Source organism: Bacillus sp. ISO11 (genome assembly GCF_003458115.1).
GTDB classification, from domain to species: Bacteria; Bacillota; Bacilli; order Bacillales; family Bacillaceae_G; genus Bacillus_A; species Bacillus_A cereus.
The window spans coordinates 39821-57715 of record NZ_QXCO01000009.1 but is presented as its reverse complement, the minus strand read 5'-3'; the positions used below and the strand labels follow the sequence as shown (position 1 = coordinate 57715).

Sequence of the window (17895 nt, the reverse complement as noted above, 5' to 3'; positions counted from 1 at the left end):
AAATAGCCTCCTTATACCTGCGGGATGAGTCGTTCTACATGCTCCAGGTTTTCTTTAACTGATGTATCAAGCTTATTGATTTCTTCCTGGATCGTTTCAGGCGTTACCCCGTACTGCGCCATTTGTTCAGCGATTTCCGTTAATTGCTTTTCAGCTGAAGACTTTTCCGCCTCTGCTTGGATTTTTGCTGTTTCTGCTTTCTTTAAATTTGCTTTTGCAATTTCAATACGTTGTTTTAATTCCATTACTCATTTCCCCCTTCAAGTTGTTTTGATAGTAAATTTTGTAGCTCTGATTCAAGAAACTTCTTTTGATCTCTTAAACAGGCCAATACAGTTGGTCGGATAGCAAAATCAATACTCTTTTCTCCTATACTTTCTGATTCACTCACTAATAAATTCTCATTAAATTTTTTATGAAATAGTGAGACTTTTAAAACATTAGATGTATCGTCAATAGCTTCAATAACCTCATTAATTTCCATTAATGAATTATTCAGCCTCTCAGCTGTTTGTAAAAACTCGCTCATTTTTTCCGTATCAATCACTACTAATCACCCCTCAATGAGAATGTTCAAAAGACATCGGCGATTCGCATAGCGGACAAACTCCACCAGCCTCGGTCCATGTCTCTTCCAATTCCTTTGTGTAATTTTCAATGTGCTTTTCATATAGTTCTAATGCGCTTGTACTATGACGTACTCTTTGATGCCAGATCATATAGTTTCGTAACAACTCTTTTAATTCAGCTAAATGAGTGACATTGTTCTCAGTATTAGCAATCTGTATTACCACTTCTCTCGGAACATTTAAATGTTCCGCACGACTTGTCCAGCTCATATAATAGTTGTGTATATTCTGGTATTTTTGTAAGAGCACACTTATTTGACTTAGTTGTGTAATACTTGTTTCGCATTCTTGTAGTTGATCTGACGCATTACCAGGTATAGATAACCTTTCTACATCCTTACTTGTTTTTTCGTAGCCTTGTTTAACCACGCTATGTTGTACATAGAGTTTCTTTAACTCATCCGTTTTCTTTACTTCCTCTTCAATCACAGCTACATTAATGTTTTCAATTACAGTCAACCTCTCGACCTGTAATTGAGCTTCTTGTAATACTTGACTATACTTCTTATAGTTTTGTGATAAGATAGAAAGCAAAGAATATATTTCTTCGGATTTAGTAGAATCTTGTAACAAGTTACTTACTTCTACTAATCCATCAAATTGTTTTAATGTTTCAGTCAATGTCTTCTTGGCGGTGGACAGTGACTCGTATCTTTTTTGTAAGTCCAGTAGTGTTTGCAGACGCTGCTGGTCTTTTTCTGTTTCTTCAAGTATTTGTATAAGAACCGGCACTTTTGAGAGTCTCTCATCCTCAACAAACGCTACACGGAATTTTTCAAATGCTATCTGTTGTTGAGTTTGTAGTTGCTGCAGTACATCTTTCTTTTTATGCAATTCTTCTACATGTTCCATCAAACTTTCAGCTGTTTTTAACTGCTGTACTTTATCATCCACATCCAAGTACTCGAGTAAGTTACCTGCTAATCTCTCAATTTCTTTTTCAGCTAGTAACCTCTCTTGCCTTGCTGCGTATGTATCTTTTGAAACACTTTTTACCGCGAGATCGACAGCTTCTGTTCCTGCTAACTTACCTAGAACTTTCGCACCCGATGACGGTGTCTCACTTATTAAGAAAGGTGCTTCAAGCTGGAATGCAAAGTTTAAAGCAGTAACAAAATCCCCAAATGTTTGCTTTGTGATACCAAGTAATTGTTTTACTTCTTCCGGTACCTCTGACTTCTCAAATACACTTCCTGCATCACCTGGATCCGTTTGGATTCTGTACGATGTTTTTCCTTTTCTACGGTGCTTTGAAATAATAATGCCGTTATCCATGTGAATCGCTACAGTAGTCTGTCCCACTGATTCGTTTACGAAAGCCTCACCTTGAGGTTCGTTAAATGCTACCCAGCGAACTGCTCGTATAATGGATGTTTTACCACTATCTGATGGTCCAGTAATTACATTCAGTCCGTTTCCTAAATTAAAGTGGCTATTTGTATGTGACTGGAAACCTTCTACGAAAATCTCGTTAATGTTGGCCAACACGTTCACTCCTTTCCGTTAGCTTTAACATGGTGTTTACCGCTTGTTCTTCTGAGCCATTCTTGAAGTAATTTTTACTTTCGCAACATACAGCTTTTACGTCTTTTGCTTTTACTAATCGAGTCGCATAAGTCACGTACCGTTGCATGTGTATCACCTCCTTTCAATTTTTTAACTTGCCTTTACTTCTGTTTTTTTCTTTCTTGTGACCGTTACTTTAACACCTAAATATTTTTCGTATACTTCTTGAAATAGAACTTCCTTTTTCTCTGTACCGTAGTACTCGTTACGGACGTATAAGCCGGATGTCTTTTTCCCCACACTCCTCAGCCCCCTACAGTTTTTTCTACGTAATGAGGATAATGCTCTAAAAATTCTTCTTTTGGTGGAAATCCCAGTTCAAACGATTGTCTAACTTCTTTTTTACTGGCGTTTTGCAAGTAAGTAGGTAAATAAAAATGTTCCATAGGGAACCCAAGTACAATTGCGATTTGCAAGGCTAATTTTCCTCCCGGATCGCGTCTACCAGTCTCTAAATCTGCTATATGACCAGGAGTCACACTAACCTTATCCGCTAGAGCCGCCTGCGACATACGTTTTTTCCCACGTAAATCCGCTAACCAAGTCCTTTTCATATGTCCACCTCCAGACAACCTTTAATGATTTTTATTATACTGGCGTTTTGCAAGTAAGTAAAGTGATTTTTCAACTTTTTTATGAACACTCATCTAATTTCACTTGCAATATGCGTGTATTTACCATTGTGTAATTGTCCAATAAAGTGTTATCTTATATATAGATAACAACAAAAAAATAAAAAACGTTTTATATATTTTTATAAAATTTATAAAAAATAAAATCGATGAAAAATATAAAAGAGAATTTAACGGGGGTAAAAAGTATGGATATAGGAACTCAATTAAAATTCTTACGAAATAGACGCGGTTGGACAATGCAAGAAGTCGCAGATCGTATTGGTAAAAACGATTCTACGTATAGTGGATATGAGACAAATAAAAGAAAACCAAACGCTGAGGTTCTTGTACAGCTAGCAGACATATTTGATACTACTACAGACTTCATCTTAGGAAGAACAGAAAATCCAAACGGTCTTAACTTTAATGTAAAAGACTTTTTAGATCAAGGCAGACTTCATTCTGATGGGGTAGAAATTACGGATGAGCAAGCTGAAATTGCTAATGTTTTATTAAGACAACTCCTACAAAGAAAGCAGCAATAAGTAAAAAAGGATTAGCCAGATGCTATTCCTTTTTTTGTTGCAATATAGCTGTAATTTGTTTGTACTGTTCCGGAGTAATCTGTCCTTGCTTATACAACTCCTCCATTAGATAATTCATATCACAACTTACTTTTTCAGCTCCGAACAACTCCCTAATTAAGCGTTTTGTTTCTTGTTTGGCCGTCTCTTTTTTCACCTTATTTCCTCCCCTTCATCCTTACCAATTTGTGAAATATGTATCAAGTGGTATATTTTTTCCGAAACTTTCAAAAACGTGACACGCCTATAAAAGACGAAAGACGCTACTATAAGTAGCGTCTTTTTAACTATTCATTTATATTACATCCCACCGGGATCGACCATCATTAATTGTACTTCTTTAGTATGTACAGTAGCTTTTTCTTTACCTAAATCTTTAGTCTGATCTGCACCAGCACCGATAACCCCAATTGATAACGCAAGTGCGCATAATGTAGTGACTAAAATTTTTTTCATTTTACAACACTCCTTCAGTTATTAAAATGCGCTTTGGAAGTTGCGCATATATTATACTTCCCGTTTTTTCAAATTTTTCTAAAGATTCCCTCGCCATAATTGTATCATTTTCAATTCTAGAAAGATAGTACATTTGGAAGGCCGATAGACCTTGATCTTTTAACCTTTCAAAAATTCTATAACCATTTTGCTTATCACCATATAAACACTCATAATAAGCAAGATCACCCTCACTAATAAAATCAAAATCAATATTATCTAAATTAAATCCGAACTCAATATATAAAAAGGCAAGAGTCGTTTTAAAAGAATTGTATTTTTGAGTTCCTTTCGGTGAACTTATACCTTCAAGACATTGAATAGCTTTCAAGATATATTTTTCCGCCATTAATGGATTTTCAAAAATATAACTTTCACCTAAACAACAATATGCTGTAGCTTTTACAACTGTGAAATTCAATTCGGAATTTATAATGGCATGGCACGTAGCTCTACAGCTATCAATTTCATTGGCATGCAACTGAGTGTACGCAATTCGTTCCATATGCTGCATGCGTAAACAATCTTTAATATAACCGTTATCCATCTTAGCGACATAAGCTTCTGCCGCGTCCGCGTATGATGACATAGCACTATACCTTTGTCTATCATATTCTGCTGCCATTAGTAATGTATTTAATAATACCTGACATTCCAAATCTGATGAAACACGTGTTTTGTATATTTCCTCCAGAAGACTTTGTCCTTTTTTCCGATTCATATTCCGATGGTTATATAGATTGTATACATTTAAATATTTACGTACATCTTTTTGAAGCTTCTTGAAATCCGGATCTTTTGTTTCCATTTTGAATTTTTCGATTAACATATCTATAAGATCGTATTCTCCTGCTACCTGGCAATAACTCAATGCTTTTCTTACATTCAAGCTAGTTCCACACTGTAAAATAAAATCTTTAATCCTTCTTGTTTGTTCTATGGGACTTTTATACACATGACGAACCAATTTTTCAAAAACATCAAATTTCATTTCTCCAGTTACAAAGGACAGACCATTTGTAATTGTTGTTCTACTAATACCTGTATCTTTCGCTAACTTTCTTGTACTAATATTATTTGACTGAATCGTGTTATTCAGTTCATTCATCAAAGCCCTCATCCGTATCCTCCCAAATAGAACACAAGACACAGCCCCTGATTTTCTCAACAAGAAAACGTTCCATATGGATTTAATACTATTTGAAGTATGATATACTTGAGGCTGACTCATGGAAAGTTTTACCTACATTCGCTAGGGTAAAACGTCACAGTTGTGTTACCGCACTACTGTAACGCCGTGGGTCTTTTTGCTCTTTTTTATTATTTTCATCTTATCATAAAATTTAGAACATTCGTTTCACTCTTTTCTCAAACAATGTTGAGAAAGTTTTTTCTAAATTTTTAAGAATCCCAACAAGAAACTTCCCCCATTATACTTCAGGGTAATGAGAGACTATTTGTCTTCTCGTTTTAAAATTTTTGTCCCTATAAGGATAACGCAGATGCTGAAATTCGAGAGAAGAGCAAAGTAAAGATGGAATCATTATTTACTTCAGCACAAGCATAATGAAATTATCTAGTCATTTACCTACCTTTTTACTTTCAAATAAAGCTAACTGTAATTAATAATAGTTCCACCTCACTGAATATTACCCTTCACCATGAGAGCATAGCAGAATAAATTCCTAAACAAAAGCATTTCTCTTAGCTCTCAAACCGTAAACAAATAGGGAATCAGCACTTGTTCCTAAGTTCTGACTCCCTTTTATTTGTTCTTATATCTATCTGTTATACAGTTTCATACGTTCCCTTATACAAAACTGCTATTGCCGCTACTATAAGAATCATACCCATAAAAGCAGGTGCGGCATGACCAAGTGATACATAGATTTGTCCTCCAATAATCGGACCAATCATTCTTGCTAAAGCTTGAATAGATTGGCTTCCACCTTGAATCCTTCCTTGTTCATTAGAACTGACAGACTTTGAAAGCATCCCGTTGAATGAAGGCCCGAAAATTGAATCCCCAAAACCAAACATTAGCATTCCAACGATAAGTAGTGGAGAGAGTGAAAATACAGCTGATGCTGCAATAAAACTGTATCCTATAATCTCCGAAACCATCCCAAGAATTGCTATTTGTTTATCACTAAGCTTGATTAAAAGCTTTGGCATGATAAAACTTTGTGAAACAATGTCTTGAAAGCCCAAAATTGAAAACATAAGTCCGATTAATGCAGGTTTCCAACTGAAAGTATCTATTGTAAATTGCGTGAAAATTGCTTGTAAAGATCCGTTAGGTATCCAAAGTAAAAACGCTGAGATAAGTAACCATTTTAAATTTTTCATGGAAAGTATATTTGCTAGCTGTGCAAAAGGATTTAACCTTACAAAAGTAATCTCTTTTAACCTGTTATTTTTGTCAAGACTCTCAGGCATGTATTTCATACCATATAAAACATTTAATAAAGTTATGAACGCTCCAAAGTATAAAGGTACAGAATGACCAAACTTTGCAAGTAACCCCCCAAGAGTTGGTCCAATAATAGTTCCCGCACCTACAACTGCACTCACCCATCCAAAGTATTTCGTTCTCTGCTCTTTCGGAATGATGTCTGCAAAATATGCGAAGATAGTACTTATGCTCCCACCTGTTATACCTTCTATTATCCGTCCAGCAAATAATACCCATAAAGCTCCTCCTATGCCAAAAACTAAGTACCCAATTGCAGAACCAAATAAGCATATTAAAAGTAATGGACGACGGCCATACTTATCGCTTAAACCCCCGAGTGCTGGAGCAGCTAAAAACACACAGGCCGCATATACGGAAGTTAGTAGTGTAACAACTAATGCTTGTTCTTCCGGATTACTTGTATATGGCTGTACTAAGAATGGGACTACAGGCATGATGATACTGAAACCTATACCACAAAGAAATACAGAAATAAGTCCGAATAGTAACGCATGTTTATCTATGCTTTTTTCAGTTTCCCTTTCATTTTGTGATCTAAATATAGACATTTAACTTCTCTCCTTAAAATGTTTTGTTGCTTTGTCAACAAAATGATAACCCTGTTTTGTTGATTAGTCAACAAAGATAAAATAATAAAAAAGCAGCCTATTCTCATATTAGAGTAAGGCTGCCATTTTATTATTAAAATGTATTACGATTTAATATGTATACCTTGTTTCTTTATTTCTGCATCCAAATGTCTACTATACTTTTCCACAAAGCTAATTATACTGTCGAATTCTTCTTCAGTTACTTGCTCAAATACAGCTTTATCCCGCTCTTGAAACTCTTTGTGCAGATTTTCATGGATTTTATAAATTTCTTTCCCTTGTTCGGTAAGCTTAAAATAAATTTCTTTCTTATTTTCTGACTTTTGGTAACTTTCAACAAGGCCTTTTTGTATGAGCTTCTTAGTCATTCTACTTATAGCACCGCGAGTCACATAAAAAGCCTCTGCGAGTTGTGTCACGTTAGAATCTGCATTGTTTTCAATATATTCAATACAGTGGACTTCAGAAGACTTAAACCCTTTAAGACCTTCTTCCATCTTATCTTTATTAAGCCAAACCAGCTTATTATATAATTCCCTGAAACCGTTCATGACCTGTTCTTCTTTATTCATGACCTGCCCTCCTCACCGCTCATTAGCACATTAAAACTATTATATTAAATTTCTGCTTACGTTTCGACAATATTGAAATAATTATTGTAACATTAAAGATATGTGTAAAAATAGGCGCTTAAATAAAACAATTCATTAGACAGCAAATTCTGCAAGTTTATTGCTACTTACAGTAAATGGTAGACAAAAAGTAAGAGCTAAGATCATTTCTCTTAGCTCTTCTTTCATAAAACTATTTCACTTCATTAGCGACAAAAAAGTGCTCACATACACTTGATATGCGCTGTAAGTCCACGTTCCCACCAGATATAACAGCCACTACTTTTTTCCCTTTTATATAACTATCAACTTTTCCCGCAAGAAGTGCAGCAGTTGCTAATGCACCTGCACCTTCTACAACAGCTTTCCCACGTTGTAATAAATCTTTCATCGCTACTTCCAGCTCTTTTTCTGATACAGTTACAATATCATCTACTAATTCTTTTACAATTTCAAATGTTAATTCTCCTGGTATTTTAACTGCGCAACCATCTGCAATAGTAGGAGCCTCATAATGTTCTACGATTGCGCCTTTATCGTAAGATGCCTTCATTCCATGAACATTATCTGCTTGGACACCAATTATATTAATGGATGGATTAAAAGATTTTAATGCTACAGAAATACCAGAAATAATTCCGCCTCCACCTATTGGTACAATGACAGTATCTACATCCCACATATCATCAAGAATGTCTAATCCAATTGTACCTTGACCAGCCATTACCTCTACATCATCATATGGATGTAAGTATGTTTCACCTGTTTCCCTTATAATTTCTTCACATTTTACCTTTGCATCATCAAAGGTTTCACCATGTAAAATCACTTCAGATCCATATCCTTTTGTTGCTTCAACTTTTGCCTGAGGTGCAGAAATTGGCATAACAATTTTACTCTTAATACCGAGTAAATGAGCAGATAATGCAACTCCTTGTGCATGATTACCTGCTGAACATGCGATTACACCTCTTTCTTTTTCTTGATCCGTGAGCCGTGACATTTTATTAAATGCGCCACGAAATTTAAAAGAACCCGTTAATTGCATATTTTCTAATTTCAAATGTATTTCTCCGCCCGTTTTACTAGTCAAATAAAAAGATTTTACTAATGGCGTTTTACGAGCATTTCTATCTAGAATCTTGTGAGCTTTTTTAATATCGTCTATATGTAATGGTAGTTTTCTAGTTATCATACTGACACCTCTTCCAAAGTTCTATTTCTAAGTTTTCGTAAGTCGTAGCTCCTTTATACGAAAAGAAAAAATCTTTATATATGTACCCCACTCTGAAATAAACACATTTGCAAACAATTTAACATCCTCTTCATATCGCGTTCTTTATAATGATTTAAACATGCAATTTGGATCCAATTATTCTTTTGTAAATAAGATGACTCATAATGAACGATGTATCCTTGTAATGCTAATGCATCGCCTACTACTTTAGAAGAATGGTCTTCGCTTAATACAATAGTAAGTATAATTGGCGCGGCATGTTCTTTAGGTGAAACAAGCTTTAAGCCCATATCAGTAATAACTTCTTCAACATATTCGTATGTCTCTTTAATTTTTACAAATACCTTTTCATCTTCAAATCTCTTCAACGCTTCTTGCAATGCATAAATTAAATTCCATGATTGTGAGTATGGAATGCTTTCATTTTCTTCATACATGCCAATGTCCATATAGGCTGGCACAGCCTCGTTTATTTTTACAATGTGGTTATAAAAAACGAAAGAAATTCCTGTATATGATTTAATCGCTTTACCGCTAACACCACTCGCAAAATACACATCCTTCAAGTCTAATGGTATTGCTCCAATTGAGCTTATGCAATCTACACATAGTTTTATTTGATTCTCGTTACAAAGAGTATTTAGCTCGTTTAAATCGTTTAACATTCCAGTAGATGTTTCATGATGAACAAACCAAATCCATTCATAATTTCCAGTTGTCATGATTTCTTCTAATTCGGTATAAATAAATGGATCTCCCATTTCCTTTTTATACGTATCAAAATGTAACTGTGCTCGTTTTGCATGTCCAACTAATCTATTACCAAATTCCCCATTTGTTAATACTAGTCCTTTCCCTTTTAAAGAACGTAACTGTAAAGCAATCGCATCATTTGCTAACGTCCCTGTTCCTAACATAAGCTGTACATGTTTTGCTTTTGTCATATAAAGTAACCGTTTTTTCACATTGTCCATCATCACTTGAAATGACTTAGAGCGATGCGAAATAGGCCGCGTAGAAAATGCCTTTCGAACGTTCTCTTCAATATCTACTGGACCAGGTAAAAACGTATATTCTTTCGTCATAATCCCCCCAACACTCGACTCTTCAAACATAGCAGGGGTAACATACATTGGCTGGAAGGCTGCTTCTTCTGTACCAACTAACGTATGGAAAGATTTGAATCCCATTTGCTCATATAAAGCTAGTTCACGTGTTGTTGCAGAAATGAGTGCTAATTCATATCCGTTTAGAAGCAAATAACGATGTAGAAAACGAATTAATCCTAACAACGCTCTTCCATTTCTATATTCACGTTCTACTGAAAGTAAACGAATTTCATACATTTTTTCTCCATGCTCTTGCAAATAAACATCTAAATTTGAGATTTTATAATCTAACGAGAATGGTCGTTTTCCCCGCACTGCGACCATACCTACTAATCTATCCTCATCTAAACAAATTAAATATGTATTTTCTTTATGAAACCGATCTATACGAAACCGGTCTTTCGTTTCTTCATGTTGTGGTATCTCTTCCACAAAAGTTTTATAATTTAATTTATGTATACTTTCAAATTCCCAATCTTGATCAGCAACTTTATAAATTAACCCCATGCCTTATCTCCTTTATCTATTTAATAAAAAATGATAAGTGGAGATTATCCCCACTTATTAAACATTCATTTTATTCTCGATTCACATATAGAATAAGTACAATAATCATTCCACTTAATATAGTGGTAACAATAGAATAAGAATAAAGAATCATACAAATTGGTAAACAAGCAATTGTAATTAGTCCTGGCTTCGTAAACCCTTTAAATATTAAATAAAATACAATAAAAATGCCTAAGAGGGTAAGCGCTATCAAATAATCAAATGCGATTAGTCCTCCTATAAATGTTGAAATACCTTTACCGCCCTTGCCTTTAAATAAAACTGGGTAAATATGTCCAATAATAACGGACAATAATGTTAACATTACGAATGTAGGATCTTCAAAAAGATATTTTGCTACAGCAACAACGATTGCCCCTTTAATCGCATCCCCTAAAAATGTAGCGATGAAATACCCTTTTCCATATACGCGCCCCATATTTCTTGCGCCAGGATTTCCGCTTCCTTCATCCCTAATATCAACGTTATGTCTCAATTTTGTTACTATATAAGCGGTCAATATGTTTCCAATTAAATAAGAAGCCACCAAATATAAAAACTGCATACTATTAATCATGTAATCATTCACTTTCTACATGGGATTACATATACAATATTCAATTATTACGTATATTGTACGTTTTTAACATACATCCCTTTATACATTTTAACATCATATTTTTACAAATCATACAAAAATTCTCATACACTATTTTTAAAAATATATATCCCTCATTAAATAATATGTTCCTTTCACTGCCATTTCTGCTTGTGATACGAATGTAATTTCTTTCATACTATCTTCACAGCATTTCTTAAATACAGCAAATATTTCAGGAACTAAACGCAATATACTGCCACTTACTGCAATTGGCGTTGAGTGCTTAAAGTTCAACTTGTTATAAACACTTACTGTAATCCTTGCCAATTCCTTTCCAGCTTGCATCATAATTTCATACGCATCATCATTGCCATTTCTCGCTTCCTGAATAACTAATGGCGCGATTGCTGCAATTTTATCTTTAGAAGAAGTATATACTAAGCTTTTTATATGAGACGGTGTCAAAAGTTGAAACTGCCTTTGAATGTTCAAACTCAATGGACAAAGACTGATTCCTTGATCGAACTGAATTGCCATTCTCTTTAAAGCTTGTAATGCAATCCAATATCCGCTCCCCTCATCTCCTAAAATATGTCCCCATCCACCGCTATACTGATATACTTCCCCTTTCTTTCCGATACAAATTGCACCTGTACCACCTATAGTTAATATTCCCTCCTTACCTTTTAAAGCAGCTGCATGCGCGATCATTGCATCATTAAAAATTTCAATTTTTGTTCCGTATTTCTTTTTTAAACGTAATGTTAATTCATTTGTATTCCCTCCGCTTATACCAGCTAATCCTAAACAAATACAAACGCAATGCTCATTCATTAAACTCTTCTGGCATTGATTAATTGCTTCCATAATATGCAAAAGTGCCTGGTCAAAATCTATTAATACATTTCCAAATCTGCTCGTACCTCTTACAACTTCATTTCCATCTTGATCAAATGCAATTGCCTCTGTCTTCGTTCCCCCGCCATCTACTCCAATCATATACTTCATATGTTCGCCTCATTTTCATCTGCGTATGGAGGGAATGTTATATTCCCTAAAATTACGGAATTCTTAGCACCTGTTGCGCTCGGCACATTACTTGGATTACGATGATATGTTTCATTTGCTAAAATGGCAAAGGCGATTGCTTCCTTCGCTTCTGAAGAATAGCCTATATCTTCTTGAAGGAATAATGCACATTTTTCTTCTTTCAATCCATGCCGTATCATTTCTACAAGTGTATCATTATAACTTCCGCCACCACCTAGAATTACCTCATCGATTTCATAATACGGCAGAATAAACTCCTTATAATGATAAACAATTGAACTTGCTGTAAACCTTGTGACAGTCGTCAATATATTTTCTTTACTATGCTTTTCAAACCGCTTTAATAACTCACTGACAAATTCTTCTCCAAACTGTTCTCTACCAGTTGATTTCGGTGGATTCATTTTCAAAAATGGATGATTCATACAATATGTCAAAACCTCTTCTACAACTACTCCTTGTTTTGCAATGTTACCATTTTGATCATATGACAACTGAAATAACCTTTGACATACTTCATCCATTACCATATTACCTGGACCTGTATCAAATGCTATAACGCTTTTCTCACTTAGTTGACTTGGTATTACAGTCACATTACCAATCCCGCCGATATTTTGTAGTAGTCTATTTTTAGTTTGGTGACGATATAAAATAATCTCTGAATATGATACAAGTGGTGCTCCTTGTCCTCCAGCTGCCATGTCCATCGTTCGAAAATTAGAAATAACCGTCGTATTCGTTTCATACGCTATAATTGCTGGTTCTCCAATTTGTAATGTAGAAGGAATCATACCTCCATCTTGCTGTGGCTGATGATAAATCGTTTGTCCGTGAGAACCAATTAAATCTAATTGTCTCAAAGGAAAATTGGCCTCTTTACAAACTTCCTTTACAGCGTTTGCGAAGCGTAAACCGAGTTTAAAATTCAAACTGCATATAAGTTGTACATTTGAATTTTCTATTGATAATGCCTGCTGGATATCATTTTTCATATCATTACAAAATGGCACAGTAGTAAAATGGATGAGTTCAACTTTAGAACCTACACCGCTTCCATCTATATGAACGAGTGCTACATCTATTCCGTCTAACGAAGTACCGGACATTACCCCTGCAACATACATAACATGCATGACCTCCTATTTACTAAAAAACAATCATGTAAGTAACCAACGTACAACCAATCGAAAACAATATAAATCTAAAAAACAACTGAGCTTTCGATGCAAACGATCCATCAATGAAAGAAACAACTACCGTAAGCAAAACGCTTGCCGCAATACTTGTAACGAGCCAAATACTATGCATTTGTGATAAATTTAGCATGCCTAATAAAGGGACAAAAAGTAAATTTGCACAAATCACTCCAAATAGTAATAAAAACACACCTTTATAACTAAATTTTATATTCATTCTATTTCCCCCTTTCTAGTTTTAATGTGAAAGAAGTGATAGACAAAAAGTCTATCACTCAAAATAACAGCATGCAGATTAAGGATTAACCGACTCTCCGTCACCATTCTTTTCGATTTCAAGCATATTTTTGTCGTACATTTTAAAGAATGGTAAATAAATAAGGAACGATATTGCTATATTTATAAAAACTAATACAATCGCACGCCAATCTCCACCTGTTGCTAAATATGCACCAATTGGAGCAGGTAATGTCCATGGCGGCATAATATGCGCTGGTGTTACAAATCCCATTGCGGTTGCAGCATACGCTATAGTAGCTGTTACTAACGGGGTAATGACGAAAGGAATAATTAAAATTGGATTTAATACAATCGGCAAACCGAATATAACCGGTTCATTTATATTAAAAATCCCAGGGACAATACATGTTCTCGATAATGCTTTTGAATATTTTGATCGACCAAATACAATCATAGCTAACACAAGCCCTAACGTTGCACCCGAACCACCAATCCAAATAAACCATTGATAAAACGGTTCTGGTGCAATAAACGGAAAATGACTCGCTCCACTTGCTACAGCTTCACCGTTCTTTCCTAAATACACATCCCAAAGTGGCCTTGCCACAGTACCTACAACTGATACTCCGTGTATCCCGAAAGACCAGAAAAACGTAATTAAAAATACAGGTATAATAACGCCAAAGTAACTATCACCAGCTTTTACTAACGGTGCGGCTAGTTTATCTACAACGTAATGTAAATCAACTTTAAAAACGACTGTAATAAGACTCATCATAATAATAACGAATGCTGCAGGTATAAGTGCTTCAAATGAACGTGATACTGACGGTGGTACTTGTTCTGGCATTTTTATCGTTACGTTATTCTTCTTACAAAACCTTAAAATCTCAACTGATAAAATAGAGACGATCATCGTCACAAATAATCCATGACCTCCAAGATTTGTCATCGGAAGCATGAATCCTTTTTTATCAATTAACTCAGGCGTTAATGTTAAAAGTAGTGAACATACCGCAAGCTGTGCTCCTGATAAAGCATCTAATTTATAACTTTTCGCTAAATTATATCCTATTCCAAATGCTATATATAAGGACATAATAAACATAGTTAAACGATATGGTATCAATATACTTGTTTGATTCTTTAATGCCCAAACCGATATGAAACTATCTTTCGGCAGTGGTGGAAATGCTACTATTAAAAAAAAGCTTCCTACTATAATAAATGGTAACGCCGAAATAACTCCATCACGGATTGCTTGTAGATGCCTCTGCTCAGAAAGCCTTGCCATCGGGCCAGATAAGTTTTTATCAAGAAACGTGACAAACTTATTCATAACGCTTCCTCCTAACTAATTAATTCATTTACAGTTTTTAATAAAGTCGGGCCTCCAAGTGGCGTGTATGCTTGCGGTGGAATGATGCCACACGGAATAGATTCCTCCTCTGCAAATTTTTTTACAGAGTCAAATCGGTGTCTTATTTGAGGTGCCACCATTACGACATCCCAGCCATTCTTTACTTCTTCCTCTACCTCATTCGTTCCAATTGCATGCACTTCCATGTTCACACCATTTTTCTCCGCTTCTTTTTTTAAAGCGTTTACAACAATTGCACTGGACATTCCTCCAGAACAAACGAACAATACTTTCATTTATTAATCCTCCTATACTTATAATTTATTCCCCTTCAAATGAAAGGAAGTTTCACTTTACTAACAAGCATATGAAGTAGTAAATGAATTTAGTTATAATGAAAGTAAATTTCAGTAAAAATATTTTTCCTATTAAATTAATGTTTCAATATGCAATTTTCTCTATTGCAAAGTCAACCTCGCCTCCTATATTATTTTAAATAATCATATGATAGGGAGGCGTATAAATGATCGTTAAACGTTTATTAATGATATGTTGTATCGTCATCTTGTTCATCCCTTTCTCTTTCATTCCCCCTCACTCTACTTATGCTGAAGTAAATACTGCATACAAAAAACATGAATTACGTGCTGTATGGATTGCATCTGTTCTGAATATTGATTGGCCCTCAAAAACTGGCTTACCCATTGAAAAACAGAAACAAGAATTTATAAGATTATTAGACGATGTAAAAAGCACTGGTATGAATGCAGTTGTTGTACAAATTAAACCAACCGCTGATGCTTTCTATCCTTCAAATTACGGTCCTTGGTCTGAATACATTACAGGAACACAAGGAAAAGATCCTGGTTATGACCCGCTTGCATTTATGATTGAAGAAACTCATAAAAGAAATATAGAATTCCACGCTTGGATTAACCCATACCGAATAACGATGAATCACACCGATATAAATCGATTATCAAATAATCACCCTGCAAGGCAACATCCCAATTGGGTTGTCCCTTATGGCGGAAAGTTATATTACAATCCCGGTATTCCAGAAGTGAAAAAATATATAACAGAAGGTGCTTTAGAAATCGTGCAAAATTACGATATTGATGCGCTGCATATGGATGATTATTTTTATCCATATAAAGTAGCCGATGAAGAATTTCCAGATCAGAAAACGTACGAAACATATAATAACGGTAGATTTACAAATATAGAAGATTGGCGACGTAACAATGTAAATGAACTTGTAAAAGATTTAAATACTGCTATAAAACAAGAAAAATCATATGTAAAGTTTGGCATTAGTCCGTTCGGCGTATGGAGAAATATAGCTGACGATCCGACTGGCTCTAACACAACCGCAGGCCAAAGAAACTATGATGACCTTTATGCTGACACACGTGAGTGGATACAAAAAGGATATATTGACTACATTACGCCGCAAATATATTGGAATATAGGTTTCACCCCAGCTGCATATGACATATTAGTAGATTGGTGGGTTAAAGAAACAAATAACAAACCGATTCACCTATACATCGGTCAAGCGGCCTATAAAATTAATAATAACTCCGTCCCTGCTTGGTCTGATCCAGAAGAATATCCAAGACAAATTGCATTAAACCGGCTATATCCTGAAATAAAAGGTAGTATGCATTTTAGCTTAAAAGATATTAATAACAATCCACTTGGAGCTAAAGATAGACTCTCAAAAGACATATATAAATATCCTGCATTAATTCCGCCTATGCCTTGGCTTGATCATGATCCACCAAAACAACCGACTTTAAAAGGTGCCATTCCAAGAGATGAAGGTATTGCAATCGGTATCATTGACAATAGAGATAATGATTCTACTTATTACGCTATTTACCGCGCGAATGGGAAAAATGAAGTGGATATACAAAATCCGAAAAATTTACTTACTACTGTAAGAAAAACAAAACTTGGAGAAATTTATGTAGATAAAACCGTTATTTCTGGAGAAACGTATACGTATGTCGTAACTGCAGTTGATCGATTGCATAATGAAAGTGTGGCTTCTAGTCATACTACCGTTAGTGCAAAATAAAATCTCATAACAAAAAGCGCCCTAAAGCTGTGATACTTAGCTTTTAAGGCGCTTTTTGTTATTTATTCTTAAACTTCTCAGTCGCTGCTCTCATCTTCACATTTAAATCGTGATCAATTGAGTCGCGAATATCTCGCTCTACTACTTCCATTTCTTTTTGGAAATTTTCCAAGTAGATTTTCAGTTCTTCTTCCTTCTCTGGTCTTTGTGAAGGTGGTAATTGTACTACCAACGATAACATGGCCGTTAAATCTTTCATTAAGAACGTTTCAAGTTTATGTTGTTGTTCAAACATGCGTTGCTCTTGATAGTACGGAAGTGCATTCAATACTGAAATTGTAATATCATCAACCGTTCTTTGTAATGAAGGATTTATTGAGCGTTTATACGCTTGAATCGTATTTAATGCGTCTGGATAACGGTCATAAAAATACAATTTGTAAAATGATAAGTCTGTCGGTTTTACAGTTTGCTGTGTTTCTTGTCTTAAGAAATCTTTCACTTTCATCGCAGCTACATCAATATCTTCATTCGTAAGCTTTTTCGTAGTTTTTGCCATTACATGCACTTTTTTCTGCTTTTCTTTCGGTAACATCGAGAAGACTTGTTCTCTCGTACGTTGACCTGATGCACAAAATAGAGTATTTAATGTATTTTGTTCTTTCTTCCCTTCGGTGCGAATCCAGCGATAAAACAGTGGATGTTGTGTAAATTCTTGTAGAAACGGTATTGATTTGTTTGATAACTTATCTAAAGAATCTTGCGCTCTTTTATATGGCTTCGTCCATGAAAAATACAGCTTCCGTCCGAAATATACGACTAAAACAACGACAGTAAATGCTATTAAAAGCAATGTACCGAGTAGTAATAGTACTGTTTGAATGAAACTCATTTGTTCACCT

At 35.0% G+C, this 17895-nt stretch carries 22 protein-coding genes and 1 pseudogene; 3 read left to right on the top strand and 20 right to left on the bottom strand.

Features of this window, described 5'->3' with window-relative positions:
- Positions 1-11 precede the first annotated feature (11 nt).
- The 6 genes from D1166_RS11930 to D1166_RS11915 are packed head-to-tail and all read right to left on the bottom strand — an operon-like array spanning position 12 to position 2749.
- Positions 12-245, bottom strand: a complete 234-nt coding sequence (locus tag D1166_RS11930; RefSeq protein WP_000421150.1) for a hypothetical protein — start codon at positions 243-245, stop codon at positions 12-14.
- Positions 245-547 (bottom strand): hypothetical protein, encoded by a 303-nt coding sequence (locus tag D1166_RS11925; protein WP_097877455.1) that lies wholly within the window; start codon positions 545-547, stop codon positions 245-247. Before D1166_RS11925 ends, D1166_RS11930 begins: the two co-directional genes overlap by 1 nt.
- 13 nt (positions 548-560) lie before the next feature.
- Complete coding sequence (locus D1166_RS11920; RefSeq protein WP_118043314.1) at positions 561-2117, bottom strand: AAA family ATPase; 1557 nt, start codon at positions 2115-2117, stop codon at positions 561-563.
- Positions 2101-2262 carry a hypothetical protein gene (locus D1166_RS31255; RefSeq protein WP_001190219.1) on the bottom strand — a complete coding sequence of 54 codons (162 nt, stop codon included), beginning with the start codon at positions 2260-2262 and terminating at the stop codon, positions 2101-2103. The genes D1166_RS11920 and D1166_RS31255 overlap by 17 nt, the downstream gene beginning before the upstream one ends.
- Positions 2263-2285: 23 nt before the next feature.
- Positions 2286-2435 (bottom strand): hypothetical protein, encoded by a 150-nt coding sequence (locus D1166_RS31250; protein ID WP_000516901.1) that lies wholly within the window; start codon positions 2433-2435, stop codon positions 2286-2288.
- 5 nt (positions 2436-2440) lie between these two features.
- Entirely contained in the window at positions 2441-2749 is a 309-nt protein-coding gene (locus D1166_RS11915; RefSeq protein WP_044797236.1) for a helix-turn-helix transcriptional regulator, read from the bottom strand.
- Positions 2750-3015: 266 nt separating this feature from the next.
- Here D1166_RS11915 and D1166_RS11910 point away from each other — a divergent pair, with 266 nt between their 5' ends.
- The gene (locus tag D1166_RS11910; protein ID WP_000351123.1) at positions 3016-3354 is read left to right on the top strand and encodes a helix-turn-helix domain-containing protein; all 339 of its coding nucleotides are present in this window, start codon (positions 3016-3018) and stop codon (positions 3352-3354) included.
- Between the two features lie 22 nt (positions 3355-3376).
- On the opposite strand, the gene D1166_RS31245 is transcribed toward D1166_RS11910, so the two are convergent.
- The 3 genes from D1166_RS31245 to D1166_RS11905 form a co-directional block, all read right to left on the bottom strand.
- Positions 3377-3550 (bottom strand): hypothetical protein, encoded by a 174-nt coding sequence (locus D1166_RS31245; protein ID WP_000712297.1) that lies wholly within the window; start codon positions 3548-3550, stop codon positions 3377-3379.
- A gap of 143 nt (positions 3551-3693) precedes the next feature.
- Positions 3694-3849 (bottom strand): hypothetical protein, encoded by a 156-nt coding sequence (locus D1166_RS31240; RefSeq protein ID WP_000723157.1) that lies wholly within the window; start codon positions 3847-3849, stop codon positions 3694-3696.
- A gap of 1 nt (position 3850) precedes the next feature.
- Complete coding sequence (locus tag D1166_RS11905) at positions 3851-5008, bottom strand: AimR family lysis-lysogeny pheromone receptor (RefSeq protein WP_255422440.1); 1158 nt, start codon at positions 5006-5008, stop codon at positions 3851-3853.
- A gap of 375 nt (positions 5009-5383) precedes the next feature.
- Here D1166_RS11905 and D1166_RS32320 point away from each other — a divergent pair.
- Positions 5384-5455 (top strand): annotated as a pseudogene (locus tag D1166_RS32320) (YkvA family protein); the annotation flags it as partial.
- Between the two features lie 221 nt (positions 5456-5676).
- Here D1166_RS32320 and D1166_RS11900 read toward each other — a convergent pair.
- The 10 genes from D1166_RS11900 to D1166_RS11855 all read right to left on the bottom strand — a co-directional run bounded on the left by D1166_RS11900 (position 5677) and on the right by D1166_RS11855 (position 15206).
- Positions 5677-6912, bottom strand: a complete 1236-nt coding sequence (locus D1166_RS11900) for an MFS transporter (RefSeq protein WP_000021820.1) — start codon at positions 6910-6912, stop codon at positions 5677-5679.
- A gap of 143 nt (positions 6913-7055) precedes the next feature.
- Complete coding sequence (locus D1166_RS11895) at positions 7056-7526, bottom strand: MarR family transcriptional regulator (protein ID WP_001030901.1); 471 nt, start codon at positions 7524-7526, stop codon at positions 7056-7058.
- Between the two features lie 232 nt (positions 7527-7758).
- Complete coding sequence (gene tdcB / locus D1166_RS11890) at positions 7759-8760, bottom strand: bifunctional threonine ammonia-lyase/L-serine ammonia-lyase TdcB (RefSeq protein ID WP_000632959.1); 1002 nt, start codon at positions 8758-8760, stop codon at positions 7759-7761.
- Positions 8761-8834: 74 nt separating this feature from the next.
- Complete coding sequence (locus tag D1166_RS11885) at positions 8835-10418, bottom strand: aminotransferase class V-fold PLP-dependent enzyme (protein ID WP_000523046.1); 1584 nt, start codon at positions 10416-10418, stop codon at positions 8835-8837.
- Positions 10419-10488: 70 nt separating this feature from the next.
- On the bottom strand, positions 10489-11037 hold the full coding sequence (plsY, locus tag D1166_RS11880; protein ID WP_000610873.1) for a glycerol-3-phosphate 1-O-acyltransferase PlsY: 549 nt from the start codon (positions 11035-11037) through the stop codon (positions 10489-10491).
- 138 nt (positions 11038-11175) lie between these two features.
- Complete coding sequence (locus D1166_RS11875; RefSeq protein WP_000876620.1) at positions 11176-12069, bottom strand: BadF/BadG/BcrA/BcrD ATPase family protein; 894 nt, start codon at positions 12067-12069, stop codon at positions 11176-11178.
- Positions 12066-13238 (bottom strand): anhydro-N-acetylmuramic acid kinase AnmK, encoded by a 1173-nt coding sequence (anmK, locus tag D1166_RS11870; RefSeq protein WP_098220991.1) that lies wholly within the window; start codon positions 13236-13238, stop codon positions 12066-12068. Before anmK ends, D1166_RS11875 begins: the two co-directional genes overlap by 4 nt.
- A gap of 22 nt (positions 13239-13260) precedes the next feature.
- Entirely contained in the window at positions 13261-13527 is a 267-nt protein-coding gene (locus D1166_RS11865; RefSeq protein WP_001021966.1) for a hypothetical protein, read from the bottom strand.
- A gap of 78 nt (positions 13528-13605) precedes the next feature.
- Entirely contained in the window at positions 13606-14889 is a 1284-nt protein-coding gene (locus D1166_RS11860) for a PTS sugar transporter subunit IIC (protein WP_098220990.1), read from the bottom strand.
- 11 nt (positions 14890-14900) lie between these two features.
- Positions 14901-15206 carry a PTS sugar transporter subunit IIB gene (locus tag D1166_RS11855; protein ID WP_000865907.1) on the bottom strand — a complete coding sequence of 102 codons (306 nt, stop codon included), beginning with the start codon at positions 15204-15206 and terminating at the stop codon, positions 14901-14903.
- A gap of 227 nt (positions 15207-15433) precedes the next feature.
- Between D1166_RS11855 and D1166_RS11850 the strand changes: the two genes are divergently transcribed.
- Positions 15434-16993 (top strand): glycoside hydrolase family 10-like protein, encoded by a 1560-nt coding sequence (locus tag D1166_RS11850; protein WP_118043313.1) that lies wholly within the window; start codon positions 15434-15436, stop codon positions 16991-16993.
- 58 nt (positions 16994-17051) lie between these two features.
- Here the strand turns inward: D1166_RS11850 and D1166_RS11845 are convergent, their stop codons facing one another.
- Positions 17052-17885 (bottom strand): DUF3974 domain-containing protein, encoded by an 834-nt coding sequence (locus D1166_RS11845; protein WP_000008378.1) that lies wholly within the window; start codon positions 17883-17885, stop codon positions 17052-17054.
- Between the last annotated feature and the right edge of the window lie 10 nt (positions 17886-17895).

Bases quoted from the DNA above. Each gene is read 5' to 3' on its own strand.
- D1166_RS11930 (WP_000421150.1), bottom strand. From the start codon at position 245: ATGGAATTAAAACAACGTATTGAAATTGCAAAAGCAAATTTAAAGAAA.
- D1166_RS31255 (WP_001190219.1), bottom strand. From the start codon at position 2,262: ATGCAACGGTACGTGACTTATGCGACTCGATTAGTAAAAGCAAAAGAC.
- D1166_RS11915 (WP_044797236.1), bottom strand. From the start codon at position 2,749: ATGAAAAGGACTTGGTTAGCGGATTTACGTGGGAAAAAACGTATGTCG.
- D1166_RS11910 (WP_000351123.1), top strand. From the start codon at position 3,016: ATGGATATAGGAACTCAATTAAAATTCTTACGAAATAGACGCGGTTGG.
- D1166_RS31240 (WP_000723157.1), bottom strand. From the start codon at position 3,849: ATGAAAAAAATTTTAGTCACTACATTATGCGCACTTGCGTTATCAATT.
- D1166_RS11905 (WP_255422440.1), bottom strand. From the start codon at position 5,008: ATGAGGGCTTTGATGAATGAACTGAATAACACGATTCAGTCAAATAAT.
- D1166_RS11900 (WP_000021820.1), bottom strand. From the start codon at position 6,912: ATGTCTATATTTAGATCACAAAATGAAAGGGAAACTGAAAAAAGCATA.
- D1166_RS11895 (WP_001030901.1), bottom strand. From the start codon at position 7,526: ATGAATAAAGAAGAACAGGTCATGAACGGTTTCAGGGAATTATATAAT.
- tdcB (WP_000632959.1), bottom strand. From the start codon at position 8,760: ATGATAACTAGAAAACTACCATTACATATAGACGATATTAAAAAAGCT.
- D1166_RS11885 (WP_000523046.1), bottom strand. From the start codon at position 10,418: ATGGGGTTAATTTATAAAGTTGCTGATCAAGATTGGGAATTTGAAAGT.
- plsY (WP_000610873.1), bottom strand. From the start codon at position 11,037: ATGATTAATAGTATGCAGTTTTTATATTTGGTGGCTTCTTATTTAATT.
- D1166_RS11875 (WP_000876620.1), bottom strand. From the start codon at position 12,069: ATGAAGTATATGATTGGAGTAGATGGCGGGGGAACGAAGACAGAGGCA.
- anmK (WP_098220991.1), bottom strand. From the start codon at position 13,238: ATGTATGTTGCAGGGGTAATGTCCGGTACTTCGTTAGACGGAATAGAT.
- D1166_RS11865 (WP_001021966.1), bottom strand. From the start codon at position 13,527: ATGAATATAAAATTTAGTTATAAAGGTGTGTTTTTATTACTATTTGGA.
- D1166_RS11860 (WP_098220990.1), bottom strand. From the start codon at position 14,889: ATGAATAAGTTTGTCACGTTTCTTGATAAAAACTTATCTGGCCCGATG.
- D1166_RS11855 (WP_000865907.1), bottom strand. From the start codon at position 15,206: ATGAAAGTATTGTTCGTTTGTTCTGGAGGAATGTCCAGTGCAATTGTT.
- D1166_RS11850 (WP_118043313.1), top strand. From the start codon at position 15,434: ATGATCGTTAAACGTTTATTAATGATATGTTGTATCGTCATCTTGTTC.
- D1166_RS11845 (WP_000008378.1), bottom strand. From the start codon at position 17,885: ATGAGTTTCATTCAAACAGTACTATTACTACTCGGTACATTGCTTTTA.